We start from the raw sequence: 16,690 nt of genomic DNA on the forward strand, positions 1-16,690 counted from the left end.
GGGTGATCTTGCTCGTGGAATGAGACGCCTCCCGAGCCCGTTAGCATGGACATCCGCACCGATCAAGGCCATTTGGGGAAGGTGTCATGACTGCAAACGTCGACGGAGTGCCCGAGAAATTCGCGACGCTCGGGCTGACATACGACGACGTGCTGCTGCTGCCGGGCGCGTCGGACATGGCGCCCGACCAGATCGACACCTCCTCGTACATCTCGAAGAACGTGCGGGTGAACATCCCGCTGCTCTCCGCCGCGATGGACAAGGTCACCGAGGCGCGCATGGCGATCGCCATGGCCCGGCAGGGCGGCGCCGGTGTGCTGCACCGCAACCTCTCCATCGCCGACCAGGCCAACCAGGTCGACCTGGTCAAGCGCTCCGAGTCCGGCATGGTCACCGACCCGATCACGGTGCACCCGGACGCCACGCTGCGCGAGGCCGACCAGCTGTGCGCGAAGTTCCGCATCAGCGGTGTCCCGGTCACCGACGCGGCGGGCAAGCTCCTCGGCATCGTCACCAACCGCGACATGGCCTTCGAGTCGGACCGCTCGCGCCAGGTGCGCGAGGTCATGACGCCGATGCCGCTGGTCACGGGCAAGGTCGGCATCTCCGGTGTGGACGCCATGGAGCTGCTGCGCCGCCACAAGATCGAGAAGCTTCCGCTGGTCGACGACGCGGGTGTGCTCAAGGGCCTCATCACCGTCAAGGACTTCGTCAAGGCCGAGAAGTACCCGAACGCGGCGAAGGACGCCGGGGGCCGGCTGCTCGTCGGTGCCGCGGTCGGCGTCGCGGGCGACGCCTTCGAGCGGGCCCAGGCCCTCGTCGAGGCGGGTGTCGACTTCATCGTCGTCGACACCGCCCACGGCCACTCCCGTCTCGTCGCCGACATGGTCGCCAAGATCAAGTCGAACGCGGCGGGCGTCGACGTCATCGGCGGCAACATCGCCACCCGGGACGGCGCCCAGTCCCTCATCGACGCGGGCGTCGACGGCATCAAGGTCGGCGTGGGCCCCGGCTCCATCTGTACGACCCGCGTCGTCGCCGGCATCGGTGTCCCGCAGGTCACCGCGATCTACGAGGCGTCGCTCGCGGCCAAGGCGGCCGGCGTCCCGGTCATCGGCGACGGCGGCCTCCAGTACTCGGGCGACATCGCCAAGGCCCTGGTGGCCGGCGCGGACACCGTGATGCTCGGCTCGCTGCTCGCGGGCTGCGAGGAGTCCCCGGGCGAGCTGCTCTTCATCAACGGCAAGCAGTTCAAGTCGTACCGCGGCATGGGCTCGCTCGCCGCGATGCAGACCCGGGGCGACCGCAAGTCCTTCTCCAAGGACCGCTACTTCCAGGAGGGCGTCGCCTCCGACGAGAAGCTGGTCCCCGAGGGCATCGAGGGTCAGGTCCCGTACCGCGGCCCGCTGCACGCCGTCGTCCACCAGCTCACCGGCGGGCTGCGCCAGTCGATGTTCTACGTCGGCGGCCGCACCGTCCCCGAGCTCCAGGCCAACGGTCGCTTCGTGCGGATCACCTCGGCGGGTCTCAAGGAGAGCCACCCGCACGACATCCAGATGACGGTCGAGGCACCGAACTACAGCAGGAAGTAACGCGACAGCGCAGGTGAGGGGCGGACCGGGGTTCCCGGGACCGCCCCTCACGTGTGTGTCGGGGATACTGGACAGCGCAGACGCAGAGGGAAAGGCCACATCATCGTGACTGAGATCGAGATCGGGCGCGGCAAGCGCGGCCGTCGGGCATACGCATTCGACGACATCGCCGTCGTCCCGAGCCGCCGGACCCGCGACCCGAAGGAGGTCTCGATCGCCTGGCAGATCGATGCCTACCGCTTCGAGCTGCCGTTCCTGGCCGCCCCCATGGACTCCGTGGTGTCCCCGCAGCACGCCATCCGCATCGGCGAGCTCGGCGGCCTCGGCGTCCTCAACCTGGAAGGGCTGTGGACCCGGCACGCCGACCCGCAGCCGCTGCTCGACGAGATCGCCGAGATGCCCGTCGAGACCGCGACCCGCCGGCTCCAGGAGATCTACTCCGCCCCCATCCAGGAGGAGCTGATCGGCCAGCGCATCAAGGAGGTGCGCGACTCCGGCGTCGTCACCGCCGCCGCGCTCTCCCCGCAGCGCACCGCCCAGTTCTCCAAGGCGGTCGTCGACGCGGGCGTCGACATCTTCGTCATCCGCGGCACCACGGTCTCCGCCGAGCACGTCTCGGGCGCGGCCGAGCCGCTGAACCTGAAGCAGTTCATCTACGAGCTGGACGTCCCGGTGATCGTCGGCGGCTGTGCCACGTACACCGCCGCCCTGCACCTGATGCGTACGGGCGCGGCCGGTGTCCTCGTCGGCTTCGGCGGCGGCGCCGCGCACACCACGCGCAACGTGTTCGGCATCCAGGTTCCGATGGCGACCGCCGTGGCCGACGTGGCCGGTGCCCGCCGCGACTACATGGACGAGTCCGGCGGCCGGTACGTGCACGTCATCGCGGACGGCGGCGTCGGCTGGTCCGGCGACCTGCCGAAGGCCATCGCCTGCGGCGCGGACGCCGTGATGATGGGCTCCCCGCTGGCCCGCGCGACGGACGCGCCGGGCCGGGGCCGGCACTGGGGCATGGAGGCCGTTCACGAGGACGTGCCGCGCGGCAAGCTGGTGGACCTGGGCTCGGTCGGGACGACGGAGGAGGTTCTGACGGGCCCCTCGCACACCCCGGACGGCTCGATGAACATCTTCGGCGCCCTGCGCCGCGCGATGGCCACCACGGGCTACAGCGACCTCAAGGAGTTCCAGCGCGTCGAGGTGACGGTCGCGGACTCCCAGCACCGCCGCTGAGTTCTTCCGTACGTACCCCGGAGGGCCCGGACCGCAGTCGCGGTCCGGGCCCTCCGGGGTGTCTCGGGTGGGTGGCCCGGGACTAGTCGGCCGTCTTGCGGGCCGTGGAGAACGCCACCACGGCGGCGATCGCGAAGAAGACGAAGCTCAGGAAGTCGGAGTCTTCCTTCCACACCTTGTTCAGGTCGCTGAAGTGGTCGAAGAAGATGTCCGTGACCGACAGCGGGAGCTGCTTGCTGATGATGATCGCCTCGCCCAGCAGCTGGCCGAGGTAGACACCGAGCAGCGCGAAGAGGCCGCTGAGGACGGGCAGGGCGGGGTTGCGGCCGCCGAGCTTGCCGGCCGCGAAGCCGACGATGGCACCGACACCCACGGCGGCGTAGCCGATCTCGTGCTTCGTGGCGCCGATGATCGCGCCGTAGATCCCGGCGGCGACGAGGGCGGCCACGAACGCGACGACAGCACCGAGCGCGATGTTGTTGCGCGCCGGCGGGGCCGGGGTGAACGGGGCGGGGCCGCCGAACGGGGCGCCGGGCTGCTGGCCGGCGAACGGGTTGCCGCCCTGGGGCTGACCGCCGTAGGGCTGGTTCGGCGGTGGTACGGACTGGCTCATGCTGGGATCTCCCCCTGGGGACGTCTACGCACTGCTGTGCGAGGAGTGACGCCGCAGGCTAGCAGCCGGTTCCGACATCGGCCCACCGGAATCCTTGGGGGGACTGGGCTGAGGGCCCGTCATCAGAGCCGGTGCGCGGCTCCGGCGGGGGTCGCGCCACGGGTGTCGAGGAGGAGTTGCGCCTTCACGGCGAGGCCCTGGAGGTCGTACGTACGGTGGTGCTGGAGCAGCACCGTGAGGTCCGCGCCGGCGGCCGCCTCGTACAGCGAATCGGCGCGGGGGACGGGGAGTTGGCGCACGCGCCAGTCCAGGACGTGCGGGTCGTGGAAGCCGATCTGGGCGCCCATGTCCATCAGCCGGGTGGCGATCTCGCGGGCGGGGGATGCCTCCTGGTCGGCGAGGTCGGGCTTGTAGGTGACGCCGAGAAGAAGGATTCTGGCGCCGCGCACGGCCTTCCCGTGTTCGTTGAGAAGAGTGGCGCAGCGCTGGATCACGTACTGCGGCATCCGGTCGTTGATCTCCTGCGCCAGCGAGACCATCCGCAGCGGGGGCCCGGGGGTGCGGCTGTTGTACGGGAGGTGGCCCGGGTCGACCGGGGCGCCGTGGCCGCCGACGCCGGGACCCGGGCGGAAGGGCTGGAAGCCGAACGGCTTGGTCTCGGCGCAGCGGATGACGTCCCAGAGGTCGACGCCGAGGTCGTGGCAGAGCACCGCCATCTCGTTGACCAGGGCGATGTTGACGTGCCGGAAGTTGGTCTCCAGGACCTTCGTCATCTCGGCCTCGCGCGGGCCCTTTGCGCGGACCACCTTGTCGGTGAGCCGGCCGTAGAAGGCGGCGGCGGACTCGGTGCAGGCGGGGGTGAGGCCGCCGATGACCTTGGGGGTGTTGGTGTAGACGTGGGTGCGGTTGCCGGGGTCGAGCCGGCTGGGGGAGTGCGCGAGGTGGAAGTCGCGCCCGCCGCGCAGCCCCGAGCCCTGCTCCAGGATCGGGAGCAGGAAGTTCTCCGTGGTGCCGGGGGGTACGGCCGATTCGAGGAGCACGGTGGTGTGCGGGCGCAGCCGGGCGGCCAGGGCGCGGGCCGCGTCGCCGACGGCGCTCAGGTCGAGGGCGCGGTCGGGACCGAGCGGGGTCGGCGCGCAGATCACGGCGGTGCGGACCCGGCCCAGCTCGGCCTGGTCGGTGGTGGGCCGGAAGCCCCCGGAGAGCATGCGGCGGATGTCGGACGCCGGGAGCGAGCCCTCGACCGGGGCGCGGCCGGCGGCGACCTCCGCGAAGGCCCGGGGGTCGGTGTCGTAGCCGATGGTCTGGATGCCGGCGTGGACGGCGGCCTGAGCGAGGGGCAGGCCGAGGTGGCCGAGTCCGATGACGGCGAGGTCTGCGGGCACGTGGGTGGCCGTCCTTCCCTTAAGACCAGGAGACAGAAAGCGCAACCGCTGTGGACAGCGCTATGTCAGGTTAGGCGTAAATATGACCTATATGTCGCATTGTCGGGCCCTTGTCGTCGGGGTGTTGTCCACAGGCGGTGGCTGAAGTCGCCGAGCGCGGACAGAATCGATCTGTGGGCACGGGTCCCGAACGCACGGTCGGGGCCGTATTCCGTGCCGGACCACCCCGATCCACCGGGAGGCAGCAGTGAGGACAGCGACACTGGGACCCGCGGAGCGCGCCGAGGCGCTCGCCGCCATGGCCGAGCGCGAACTGGACGTGCTGGTCGTGGGAGCGGGCGTGGTCGGCGCCGGCACGGCGCTGGACGCGGCCACCAGAGGGCTCTCGACCGGCCTGGTCGAGGCGCGCGACTGGGCGTCCGGCACGTCGAGCAGGTCGAGCAAGCTGATCCACGGCGGGCTGCGCTATCTGGAAATGCTCGACTTCGCCCTCGTACGGGAGGCGCTGAAGGAGCGCGGGCTGCTCCTCGAACGGCTCGCCCCGCACCTGGTGAAGCCGGTGCCCTTCCTCTACCCCTTGCAGCACAAGGGCTGGGAGCGGCTGTACGCCGGTTCCGGCGTCGCGCTGTACGACGCGATGTCGGTCTCCTCCGGGCACGGCCGGGGCCTGCCCACGCACCGCCATCTCTCCCGCCGCCGGGCCCTGCGCATCGCTCCGGCCCTGAAGCGGGACGCCCTGGTGGGCGCCCTGCAGTACTACGACGCCCAGATGGACGACGCCCGCTATGTGGCCACGCTGGTGCGCACCGCCGCCCTGTACGGCGCGCGGGTGGCGAACCGGGCGCGGGTGACCGGCTTCCTCCGGGAGGGCGAGCGCGTCGTCGGCGCCCTGGTGGAGGACGTCGAGGCGGGCGGCGAGTACGAGGTCAGGGCCAAGCAGGTGGTCAACGCGACCGGGGTCTGGACGGACGACACCCAGTCGCTGATCGGCGAGCGCGGGCAGTTCCACGTCCGCGCCTCCAAGGGCATCCACCTGGTCGTCCCCAAGGACCGCATCCACTCCTCCACCGGCCTGATCCTGCGCACCGAGAAGTCCGTCCTCTTCGTCATTCCCTGGGGCCGGCACTGGATCGTGGGCACCACGGACACCGACTGGGACCTGGACAAGGCGCACCCGGCCGCGTCCAGCGCCGACATCGACTACCTGCTCGAACATGTGAACTCGGTCCTGTCGACGCCCCTGACCAGGGACGACGTCGAGGGTGTCTACGCGGGCCTGCGGCCCCTGCTGGCCGGTGAGTCGGACGCCACCAGCAAGCTGTCCCGCGAGCACACCGTGGCCCACCCGGTGCCCGGTCTCGTCGTCGTGGCGGGCGGCAAGTACACGACGTACCGGGTGATGGCCAAGGACGCCGTGGACGAGGCGGTGCACGGCCTGGACCAGCGGGTCGCGGACTGCGTCACCGAGGACGTCCCGCTGCTGGGCGCCGAGGGCTACCGCGCGTTGTGGAACGCGCGGGCCAGGATCGCCGCCCGCACCGGCCTCCACGTCGCCCGGGTGGAGCATCTGCTCAACCGGTACGGCTCGATGACCGAGGAGCTCCTGGAGCTGATCGTCGCCGACCCCGTGCTGGGCGAGCCGCTGCCGGCCGCCGACGACTACCTCAAGGCCGAGATCGTGTACGCCGCCTCGCACGAGGGGGCGCGTCACCTGGACGACGTACTCACCCGGCGCACCCGGATCTCCATCGAGACCTTCGACCGGGGCACCCGCTCGGCCCGGCTCTGCGCCGAGCTGATGGCGCCGGTCCTCGGCTGGGACGCCGGCCAGATCGACCGGGAGGTCGCGCACTACGAGAAGCGGGTGGAGGCGGAACGCGAGTCGCAGCGCCAGCCGGACGACCTGACGGCGGACGCGGCCCGGCTGGGGGCGCCGGACATCGTGCCGCTCTGAGACCGGGTTGTGCCCGGGTCCGGGCCCGAGGCCCGGGGTTCAGCCCGCTTCCGGGCAGAACTCCGCCTCCAGGAGGCCGGATTCCAGGGCGTCCGCTCCGGTCAGGGTGTCCGTGTCGACGCGGTAGGTCAGCGTGTGGCGGCCGTCGCGGGTCGCGGCGGTGCGGACGTAGCTGCCCGCGATGCGGCCGTTGTGGCCCCAGACGGTGACCCCGCAGGACAGCCGCTCGGGGTAGACGCCGAGGCCGTAGGCGCCGTGCGCCGCCGAGGTGTCGAGCAGGGCGGACAGCTGAGCCGGTTTCAGCAGCCGCCCGTCCAGCAGGGCCGCGTAGAAACGGCTCAGGTCCCGGAGCGTGGAGATCAGCTCGCCCGCCGCCCCGGCGGTGCGCGGGTCCAGCTCGGTGACGTCGGTGAGGCGGCCGTCCGCCCGGGAGTAGGCCCGGCCGTGCGGCGCGGGCAGTGTGGTGCGGCTGCCGGGGAGGGAGGTGCCGGTGAGGCGGAGGGGAGCGATGACGCGGCGGCGGATCTCGGTCGCGTAGTCGTGACCGGTGACGCTGCGGACGACGAGGCCGAGTACGGCGTAATCGGTGTTGGAGTACGCGTAGGTGCCCGGGGCGGACGCGGGGCGGTGGGCGGTCGCGGTGCGGACGGCCGCTTCGGCGGAGAGGGGGTGTGCGGTGGCGTCGGAGGTGTAGTCGTACAGGCCGCTGGTGTGGCCCAACAGGGCGCGCAGGGTGATGCGACGGCCGTCGTTGCCGTGCCCCCGGATCAGGCCGGGCAGGAAGCGCTCGACGGGGTCCGTCAGGCGCAGCCGCTTCTCGCCCGCGAGTTGGAGGACGACGACCGCGACGAACGACTTCGTGACGCTGCCTGCCCGGAAGCGGTCCGCGTACCGGATGCCGGCCCCCGTCGAACGGAAGGTGTCCCGGGGCGAACGGGCCGGATCGCGCGCGAGCAGCGCCGCGTCGGGGGCGCCCCCCTGGACGGTGAACCGGGGGAGGTACAACGCCGCGGGGGTGAGGTGTGATTCGCTGGGCATGCGTGCCGTTCCGAGACCGCACAGGGCAAGCACCACCAGGGTGACGAGCCCGGCCCTCGGCATCGGCATGACGGTATGTCCCTTCCGGGGCCACGGCCTTCGGGCGTACCGCGGGACTGTACGGACACGGCCTCGGCCCCCATCATGGCCGAGCCCAGGACCCGGCACCGGGACCGGTCCCGGGGTGAGGGACAATGAACGCTCTGCCAGGGCGGGTTGATCGCAGAGGGGACGCATGTCGGAGGCGGAGCAGGCACGGGAGCCCCAACGGGACGAGGACGGACGGCTCCTTGCGGGGCGGTACCGGCTCGGGGAGGTGCTCGGCCGGGGCGGTATGGGCACGGTCTGGCGTGCCGTCGACGAGACGCTGGGCCGCACGGTCGCGGTCAAGGAACTGCGGTTCCCCTCGGCCATCGACGAGGACGAGAAGCGCCGTCTCATCACGCGTACGCTGCGCGAGGCCAAGGCGATCGCACGCATCCGGAACAACGGCGCGGTCACGGTCTACGACGTGGTCGACGAGGACGACCGGCCGTGGATCGTCATGGAGCTCATCGAGGGCAAGTCGCTGGCCGAGGCGGTGCGCGAGGACGGTGTCCTGACACCGAAGCGGGCGGCCGAGGTCGGTCTCGCCATCCTCGACGTGCTGCGTTCGGCGCACCGCGAGGGCATCCTGCACCGTGACGTGAAGCCGTCCAACGTGCTGATCGCCGAGGACGGCCGGGTCGTGCTCACCGACTTCGGCATCGCCCAGGTCGAGGGCGACCCGTCGGTCACCTCCACCGGCATGCTCGTCGGCGCCCCCTCCTACATCTCGCCCGAGCGGGCGCGTGGTCACAAGCCCGGCCCGCCCGCCGACCTGTGGTCGCTGGGCGGCCTGCTGTACGCGAGCGTCGAGGGCTGCCCGCCGTACGACAAGGGCTCCGCGATCGCGACCCTGACCGCCGTGATGACCGAGCCGCTGGACCCGCCGAAGAACGCGGGCCCGCTGGAGGAGGTCATCTACGGGCTGCTCGCCCGCGACCCCGAGCAGCGGCTCGACGACGCGGGGGCACGCGCCCTGCTCAACGACGTCATCAGCTCCTTCGAGCAGCCGGAGCGCCCGGTTCCGCCGCCGGCCGACGCCACGCAGGTGATGGCGCTGCCCAAGGGCGTCGCCGAAGCCGGCCCCGCGAAGTCCGGCGAGGCGGGCGGCGGTCCCGGCGACCGGCTGCGCGGCGCGCTGCGCTCCGTGCGCAACGCCAAGGCGACGCCCGCCGCCGGCGCGGCAGCCGCCCCCGTCACCGCACCCCGGGCGTCGCTCACGGACGTGGTGCCGCGCCGCACCCTGGCGATCATCGCGGCCGTCATCGTGCTCGCCGTCCTCGGCACGGTGCTGGCGCTCACCCTCGGCGGCGGCGATGATTCCGCCGACGACTCCGGCAGGAAGAGCACCGGCGCGTCCGCGCCCGCCGGGACACCGAGCAGTGACGGTTCGTCCGGGTCGGCCGACTCCGAGCAGGGCGGCAGCGGCAAGGAGCAGGACGCCGGCCAGGACGCGGACAAGGGCAAGGGCGCCGGCCAGGGCGAGGACGACGACGCGGACAAGCAGGGCAAGGACGGTGCGAAGGACGGCAAGGCCGACGACGCCGTGCCGGCCGGCTACCGCACGGTGACCAACAAGCGGTTCCACTTCTCCATCGCGATGCCCAAGGGCTTCCGCTTCGACACCACCTCCGGGCAGGGCGCCGGCGCCATCTACAACGCCGACGGCGGCTTCCCCCGGCTCCAGGTCGACTACACCTCCTCGCCCGGCAACGACGCCGCCGCCTCGTGGAACTCCGCCCGGGGCGGGGTCGCCGCCTCCAGCACGAACTACCACCACCTGGGCATCAAGGAGGTGCAGTACAACGGCTATCCGACCGTCGCGGACTGGCAGTTCGAGCGTACGCAGCACGGGCAGCGCGTCCGGGTGCTCAACCGGGGCTTCAAGGCGGACAGCGACCACGGGTACGCGATCATGATCAGCTGCAAGGCCGACGAGTGGGACGGCAAGGAGTGCCGGACGCTCCGCGAGACGGCGTTCGGCACGTTCAAGCCCGTCGACTGACGGCCTGGGGTGTGTCCGCGCGGCCGGGATGCGCCGACCCTGCCGCGCGGCCGCCGCATGCCACGTATGGTGAGAGCCCGGAGACCGTACGCAGCCGAAACACGCAGTCAATTGCAGCGCAGGTGACTGTGATTGACCAGTTCGGTGCGGTCTTCGTGACCGGGGGACAGCGCGCTCTGGGGAGGCGTCGTGGACGACTACGCGGGTCGGGTGCTTGCCGACCGCTACCGCCTTCCGCTGCCCCCGTCCGATGCCTATGAACTCGTCGAGACCCGGGCCTTCGACACCTACAGCGGGCAGGAGGTCCTGGTCCGGCAGGTGCCGCTGCCCGAGGTGGTGGACGCGGAGTTCATCGAGGGCGGCGGGCGGACGTCCGCCGCGCCGAGCGCCGTCCGTCGGCCCGCCGACCCGGCCGTGCGGCGTGCCATCGAGGCAGCCCAGGCGGCGGCCCAGGTGCCCGACCACCCGCGCCTCGACCAGGTCTTCGACGTCTTCGCGGAGGCGGGCTCGCTCTGGATAGTGAGTGAGCTCGTCGCGTCCCGCCCGCTGGCGGCCCTGCTCGCCGAGCGCCCGCTGAACCCGTACCGGGCCGCCGAGATCGGCTCCGACGTCCTCACCGCGCTGCGCGTCCTGCACGCGCACGGCTGGACCCACCGCAACATCACCGTCCGCACGGTGCTCGTCTGCGACGACGGACGCGTCGTCCTGACCGGGCTCGCCGCCGGGGCCGCCGAGGAGGCGCTGTGCGGCTACAGCCCGGTGCCGCGCCCCGACGACGAGGAGCCGGACGAGGACGGCTACGGCGGCCCCGCCGTCGAGAGCGGCCCCACCGGCCCCTACGTACCGCCGGCCGAGGACCCGGACACGGCCCACGACACGGGCCTGCTGCCCGCGTCCCGGGGGCCGGCCTCGATCGAGTCGGGGGCGTACGACGAGGTGTCGTACGACGACGAGGTGTCGTACGGCGGTGAGGGGCGGTACGGCGAGTCCCGGTCGTACGACGACGAGGTGTCGTACGGCGATGCGGGGCGCTACGGCGAGTCCCGGTCGTACGACGACGAGGGGGCGTACGACGAGGAGCGGTACGGCGAGTCCCGCGCGTACGGGGATCAGCGGCCGTACGGCGATGCGGGGGACCGCCGCGATGCGGAGGATCGCCGCGACGCCGGGGGACGCCGCGATTCCGGGGCGTACGGTGACGAGGAATGGCCCGTGCCCCGGCCGGTGCCGCCCGCCGGGCTGCCCCTGCCCGCCGCCGGGACGGACACCTCGGCGCGGGCCAGGGCGAGCGCCATCGCCGCGTACCGCGCGGGCGCCCGCGCCGCCGCCCGCATCAGCGAGGAGGAACGCCGCACGGACCGGGGGGCCCGCCCCGCGCTCCCGGAGGCGTCCGACGACGAGGCCCGCGAGAGGCGGCCGGACGGTACGTCGCCGTACTCCCGGCAAGCCCTGCCTCAGACGCCCGGTGACGAGGAGGGCGACGGACCGCGCCCCGGTACGCCGCCGCGCCCCCGTCCCGAGCTGCCGCAGCTTCCCGGGGGCTGGGTGCGGGACCCCGACGCGCCGGGGGCTTACGACGTCCACCCGTACGACGACGAGGACGACGAGGACGACGAGGACGGCGGGCCGCCGCCCCGGCGGCTGCACCTCACCGGTTCCTGGGACGACGGCCCCTTCTCCGGACGGCCCGTGCCGGCGGGCGGCTCCCGGGACGCCCTGCGCGCGGACGCCGCGCGGCGGGGTGCCGTACCCGGCGGTCGCGCCGAACTGCCGCCGGCCGGCCGTCAGGCACCCGGACGCGAGGTACCCGGCCGTCGGACGGCGGGCCACGACGCCCCCGGCCAGGAGGCGGCCCCCTCCGGTGGGTGGGACGGCGACGACGAGGGCGGAGCCGGCTACCGGGGCCCCGCCACCGCCCTCGCCGCCGAGCGGGCGCGGCAGGCGCGGATCGCCGTCGTCGGCGCGGTCACCGAGCGCTGGGCGCCCGAGCAGGCCGGCGCCGTCCACGGCAACTGGCAGCTCGCCCCGCCCATCGGCCCCGCCACCGACCTGTGGGCGCTCGGCGCGCTGCTCTACCGCGCGGTCCAGGGGCACGCGCCCTACCCGGAGGACAACGCCGCCGAGCTGGTCCAGATGGTCTGCGGCGAACCGCCCGCCTTCGCCGAGGAGTGCGGGCCGCTGCGCCCGGTCGTCGAATCGCTGCTGCGTCAGGACCCCACCGAGCGGCCGGACGTCGAGGAGCTGAGCGGCTGGCTGCGCTCCCTCGTACGGTCGGCCCCGGAACCGGAGGCCGGACGCGACGTCGTGACGCTGCCCGCCGAGGACGCCACGCGGCTGCCCGTCGTACGCCGGCGCGGCGAGCTCGTCCGCAAGCGCCGCGCCCGTCGCGGCGCGGCGGCGCACGGCAAGCACCGCCACACACGGGAGGCCGTCGACCGGACCGCCGTCACCCACCACGAGCCACGGCTGAAGGCGCCCCGTGAGCCCAGGGCGCTGCGCACGCCGAGCCCCCGGCAGGGCGGGGAACCGCGCCGGCTGGGCCGGATGCTGCTCGTCCTGATCCTGCTGGTGCTCGTCGGGGCGATCGCGTACGCGGTGATGTTCATGCCGAAGTCCGGGGAGGACGGCAAGGACAGGGGGACCGGCGCCGCCCCCTCCCGTACCGCGTCCGCACCGCCCGCGTCCGCGACACCCGAACCCACGCCGAGCGCGTCGGGGAAGCCTTCACCCGCCAAGTCCTCCGGGGCGCAGAAGCCGCAGACCAGCCGGTCCGCCGCCGCGCTCGCGCCCGGGTACACCCTGCGCAAGGACTCCGAGGGCTTCGAGGTCGGCCTGCCCAAGGGCTGGCAGCGCAGCCCGGCCAACGCGGAGCGTCAGGTGCGTTACGGCAGCGACGGCTTCAGCGTGCTCATCGTCCCCGGGCGCGACACCGCCAAGGCCAACGGCAGCGACCCGCTCGACTACCAGCGGGACAAGGAGCCGGAGTTGAAGCCGTTCCGCGACTCCAGCTGGTCGTCGGCGAGCGGGCTGCGCCGCACGGACGTGGGCCGACAGGCCATGGCGGAGGGCCAGTTCACCTGGCAGGACGCCAACGGTCGTGAGGTGTACGTACGCAATCTGGTGATGCTCGTCGGCGGGCGCTACCACGTCCTCCAGGTCATCGGCCCCGAGGACGAGCGCGACCGGATCACCGAGATCTACCAACAGGCCAGTCTCTCCTACCGCGTGACGGGCTGACGACCGGGGTCGTTCCGCCGGGCGACAAGCATCACAGTGCGGTCTCGTGGGCGATGCGAGGTTCCGTGGCCCCGCGTCCCCTCCGTAACCTGTCCTCCGAAGCAACGGGGGCGGGGACACAGGTGGATCGATCACAGAGCACGGAAGCGGGGCTGTTGCTGGCCGGGAGGTACCGGCTGGGCGACGTCCTCGGACGCGGCGGCATGGGCAAGGTGTGGCGCGCCCATGACGAGGTGCTGCACCGCACGGTGGCCGTCAAGGAGCTGACCGCCGGCCTCTACGTGGCCGACGCGGACCGCATCGTGCTGCACCAGCGGACCCAGAAGGAGGCCCGCGCGGCGGCCCGGATCACCCACCCCGGTGTGGTCACCGTCCATGACGTCGTCGAGTACGACAACCGGCCGTGGATCGTCATGCAGTACGTCGACGGGCCGTCGCTCGCCGACCGGGCGAAGGAGTCCGGCGGCGAGATCGAGGCGCGCGAGGCCGCCCGGATCGGCCTGCACGTGCTGGGCGCCCTGCGCGCCGCGCACGGGGCCGGGGTGCTGCACCGCGATGTGAAGCCGGGCAACGTGCTGCTCGCCCGGGACGGCCGGGTCCTGCTCACCGACTTCGGGATCGCCGCGATAGAGGGCGACTCCACCATCACCAGGACCGGTGAACTCGTCGGTTCCATCGACTATCTGGCGCCCGAGCGGGTACGCGGCGGCGATCCCGGCCCCGCGTCCGACCTGTGGTCGCTGGGCGCCACGCTGTACACGGCGGTCGAGGGGCGCTCGCCGTTCCGCCGGACGTCCCCCATCTCGACGATGCAGGCCGTCGTCACCGAGGAACCGCCGCCGCCCGCCAGGGCCGGGGCGCTGACCCCCGTCATCACCGCGCTGCTGCGCAAGGAGCCGGAGGACCGCCCGTCGGCCGAGGAGACCGAGCGGATGCTCCTGGAGGCCATGGAGGGCCGTACGCCCCGGGACGCCCAGGCGTTCGTCCCGACGCAGCACGTCTCCGAGGAGATGCTGCGCGGCGGCACCGCCGTGCTGCCCCGGCCCGGTCCCGCCGTGGTGCCCGCGCCCGTGCCGGCGCCCGCCCCCGCCGCGCCCGCCCGCCGCAGCCGGTGGCGTACGACGGTCCTGGTCCTCGTCCTGGCCGCGCTGCTCGGCGGCGGCGCGGGGATCGCCGCGATGCTGTACGCGCACCGCACGGAGGCGGCCGGTTCCACGAGCGGCGGCACGGCCTCGGGGGGCACCCGCACGCCGGGGCCGCCCAAGCCGAAGCCGACCCCGACGGGCTCGCCCTCGACGGACACGGCGACGCAGAACGTGCCGGACGGCTGGCGGCGCGTGGAGGACCCCTCCGGGTTCAGCGTCCTGCTGCCGGAGGGCTGGAAGCGCAAGGTCACCAAGACCAACATCGACTACAGCCCCGACGACGGCGTGCACTACTTCCGGGTCAGCGTCGACCCGGCCCCCGACTTCGACAACTCCTACGACCACATGACCGGGATGGAGAAGTCGCTCAGCACCCGCCTGCCGGAGTACAAGCGGGTGGAGCTGAACTCCAACCTCTACCGCGACTACCCGGGGTCCATCTGGGAGTTCACCTGGACCGAGAACAACGGTGAGGCGCGGCACGCGATCGACCAGATGTACTTCGCGAAGGAGGGCGGCCCGGAGTACGCGCTCTACATGACGGGCCCCGCGGAGGACTGGGACGACACCCTCGACCGGTTCAACGCGATCCTCCGCAGCTGGCGTCCCCCGGCCGAGCAGTAGCCCACGAGGCGAGCGATAGCCCCTGATCAGGGCTTATGGTGCCAGTGATCACTGGCCGGGTCCGCGTGGGTGTGGCGGGACTCCGGGAGAGACGGTGAAAAGCTGTTACCCACGGGTACCCAAAGCCCTTCGGCCGACGTACTCTCGCCCTCATGACGGACTCGCAGGCCCCCACGTCCCCCGCCGCCGCTGTCGGCACCAACCCCGTGGCCGCCGCCCCCGCGGGCGTGCGCACGGCCGCCGATGTCGTGACGCCCGAGGTGATCGCCCAGCTGACGCGCGGCGTCGTCGGCTCCGGCCGTACCGCCAACCACACGCCGTTCACCGGCGAGAAGCTGGCGGACCTGCCGGAGTCCACCCCCGAGGACGTGGCCACCGCCTTCGAGCGGGCCCGTGCCGCCCAGCCGGCCTGGGCCGCCCTGCCGGTCCGGACCAGGGCCGCCGTGCTCCTGCGCTTCCACGACCTGGTCATCGGCCGCCAGTCCGAGGTGCTCGACCTCATCCAGCTGGAGACCGGCAAGGCCCGCCTGCACGCCCATGAGGAGGTCCAGGCGGTCGCCGTCGCCGCCCGGCACTACGGCCGCAGGGCGTCCGCGTACCTGAAGCCGAAGCGGCACACCGGTGTGGTGCCGACCCTGACCAAGGTCACCGAGCTGCGCCAGCCGCGCGGGGTCATCGGCCAGATCGCCCCGTGGAACTACCCCTTCGAGCTGTCCGTCGGCGACGCGCTGCCCGCCTTCGTCTCCGGCAATGCCGTCGTGATGAAGCCCGACACCGAGACCGCGCTGACCGCCCTGTGGGCGCGTGACCTGCTGATCGAGGCGGGGCTCCCGGCCGAGGTGTTCCAGGTCGTCCTCGGTGACGGACCCGTCGTCGGCCCCGAGGTCGTCAAGCACGCCGACTACGTCTCGTTCACCGGCTCCACCCGCACCGGCCGCGAGGTCGCCCAGGGCGCGGCGGCCCGGCTCGTCGGCGTCTCGCTGGAGCTCGGCGGCAAGAACGCCATGCTGGTCCTGGCGGACGCCGACGTGGAGAAGGCCGCCGCCGGCGCCGTCCGCGCCTGCTTCTCCTCGGCCGGCCAGCTCTGCATCTCCATCGAGCGGCTGTACGTCCACGAGTCGGTCGCCGACGACTTCGTGGAGCGGTTCGCCGCCCGTACGAAGGCGATGCGGCTCGGCAACTCCCTCGCGTACGGCGCCGACATGGGCTCGCTGGTGGGCGAACGCCAGTTGGAGACCGTCAGCCGGCATGTCGCGGAGGCCGTCGAGAAGGGCGCCAAGCTGGTGGCCGGCGGGGTCGCCCGCCCCGACATCGGCCCGCTCTTCTACGAGCCGACGATCCTGGACGGCGTCGAGGCACCCATGGCCGTCTGCACCGAGGAGACCTTCGGCCCGGTCGTCTCGATCTACCGCTTCCGCGACGAGGACGAGGTCGTGGACCTCGCCAACGCGACCCCGTACGGCCTGAACTCCAGTGTCTGGACCAAGGACTCCGGGCGGGGCCACCGCGTCGCCGCCCGGCTGCGCACCGGCACGGTCAACATCAACGAGGGGTACGCCCCCGCGTACGGCAGCGTGCAGTCCCCGATGGGCGGCATGAAGGACTCCGGTCTCGGCCGCCGCCACGGCTCCGAGGGCATCCTCAAGTACACCGAGGCCCAGACCGTCGCCCAGCAGCGGCTGATCCCGCTGGCCCCGTCGTTCGGGATGGACGACGAGAAGTACGCGGCGTTCATGAGCCGCAGCCTGAAGGCGATGAAGGCCCTCCGCCTGCGCTGACGCCC

Annotated in this window: 10 protein-coding genes; 7 read left to right on the top strand and 3 right to left on the bottom strand. The window is 72.7% G+C overall.

Annotated elements, in window-relative coordinates:
- The first annotated feature begins 86 nt into the window (after positions 1 to 86).
- Complete coding sequence (gene guaB, locus EAO73_RS06665; protein WP_147970495.1) at positions 87 to 1,592, top strand: IMP dehydrogenase; 1,506 nt, start codon at positions 87 to 89, stop codon at positions 1,590 to 1,592.
- Positions 1,593 to 1,697: 105 nt separating this feature from the next.
- Complete coding sequence (locus EAO73_RS06670) at positions 1,698 to 2,822, top strand: GuaB3 family IMP dehydrogenase-related protein (protein ID WP_018490868.1); 1,125 nt, start codon at positions 1,698 to 1,700, stop codon at positions 2,820 to 2,822.
- Between the two features lie 82 nt (positions 2,823 to 2,904).
- Here EAO73_RS06670 and EAO73_RS06675 read toward each other — a convergent pair whose 3' ends face one another.
- Positions 2,905 to 3,435 (bottom strand): hypothetical protein, encoded by a 531-nt coding sequence (locus tag EAO73_RS06675; protein WP_147970496.1) that lies wholly within the window; start codon positions 3,433 to 3,435, stop codon positions 2,905 to 2,907.
- Positions 3,436 to 3,557: 122 nt separating this feature from the next.
- The gene (locus EAO73_RS06680) at positions 3,558 to 4,820 is read right to left on the bottom strand and encodes a nucleotide sugar dehydrogenase (protein WP_147970497.1); all 1,263 of its coding nucleotides are present in this window, start codon (positions 4,818 to 4,820) and stop codon (positions 3,558 to 3,560) included.
- Between the two features lie 247 nt (positions 4,821 to 5,067).
- Between EAO73_RS06680 and EAO73_RS06685 the strand changes: the two genes are divergently transcribed.
- Positions 5,068 to 6,774, top strand: coding sequence for a glycerol-3-phosphate dehydrogenase/oxidase (locus EAO73_RS06685; protein WP_147970498.1), 1,707 nt, complete (start codon positions 5,068 to 5,070; stop codon positions 6,772 to 6,774).
- Between the two features lie 39 nt (positions 6,775 to 6,813).
- Here EAO73_RS06685 and EAO73_RS06690 read toward each other — a convergent pair whose 3' ends face one another.
- The gene (locus tag EAO73_RS06690; RefSeq protein ID WP_191133956.1) at positions 6,814 to 7,881 is read right to left on the bottom strand and encodes a serine hydrolase domain-containing protein; all 1,068 of its coding nucleotides are present in this window, start codon (positions 7,879 to 7,881) and stop codon (positions 6,814 to 6,816) included.
- Positions 7,882 to 8,047: 166 nt separating this feature from the next.
- On the opposite strand from EAO73_RS06690, the gene EAO73_RS06695 reads away from it, so the two are divergent.
- From EAO73_RS06695 to EAO73_RS06710, 4 genes are all read left to right on the top strand, one after another.
- A complete protein-coding gene (locus EAO73_RS06695; protein WP_147970499.1) occupies positions 8,048 to 9,901 on the top strand; it encodes a serine/threonine-protein kinase in 1,854 nt (617 codons plus the stop codon).
- A 189-nt stretch (positions 9,902 to 10,090) separates the two neighbouring features.
- Positions 10,091 to 13,138: a protein kinase gene (locus EAO73_RS06700; RefSeq protein ID WP_147970500.1), complete on the top strand. Its 3,048-nt coding sequence runs from the start codon at positions 10,091 to 10,093 to the stop codon at positions 13,136 to 13,138.
- A 122-nt stretch (positions 13,139 to 13,260) separates the two neighbouring features.
- Positions 13,261 to 14,907 carry a serine/threonine-protein kinase gene (locus EAO73_RS06705; RefSeq protein ID WP_224756192.1) on the top strand — a complete coding sequence of 549 codons (1,647 nt, stop codon included), beginning with the start codon at positions 13,261 to 13,263 and terminating at the stop codon, positions 14,905 to 14,907.
- A gap of 152 nt (positions 14,908 to 15,059) precedes the next feature.
- Positions 15,060 to 16,685 (top strand): succinic semialdehyde dehydrogenase, encoded by a 1,626-nt coding sequence (locus tag EAO73_RS06710; RefSeq protein WP_147970501.1) that lies wholly within the window; start codon positions 15,060 to 15,062, stop codon positions 16,683 to 16,685.
- Positions 16,686 to 16,690 lie beyond the last annotated feature (5 nt).

The sequence above is a fragment of the Streptomyces sp. col6 genome (genome assembly GCF_008042035.1).
In the GTDB taxonomy this organism is placed as follows: Bacteria; Actinomycetota; Actinomycetes; order Streptomycetales; family Streptomycetaceae; genus Streptomyces.

Coding starts and splice junctions, on each gene's coding strand:
- EAO73_RS06695 (WP_147970499.1), top strand. CDS start 8,048: ATGTCGGAGGCGGAGCAGGCACGGGAGCCCCAACGGGACGAGGACGGA.
- guaB (WP_147970495.1), top strand. CDS start 87: ATGACTGCAAACGTCGACGGAGTGCCCGAGAAATTCGCGACGCTCGGG.
- EAO73_RS06675 (WP_147970496.1), bottom strand. CDS start 3,435: ATGAGCCAGTCCGTACCACCGCCGAACCAGCCCTACGGCGGTCAGCCC.
- EAO73_RS06690 (WP_191133956.1), bottom strand. CDS start 7,881: ATGCCGATGCCGAGGGCCGGGCTCGTCACCCTGGTGGTGCTTGCCCTG.
- EAO73_RS06710 (WP_147970501.1), top strand. CDS start 15,060: ATGACGGACTCGCAGGCCCCCACGTCCCCCGCCGCCGCTGTCGGCACC.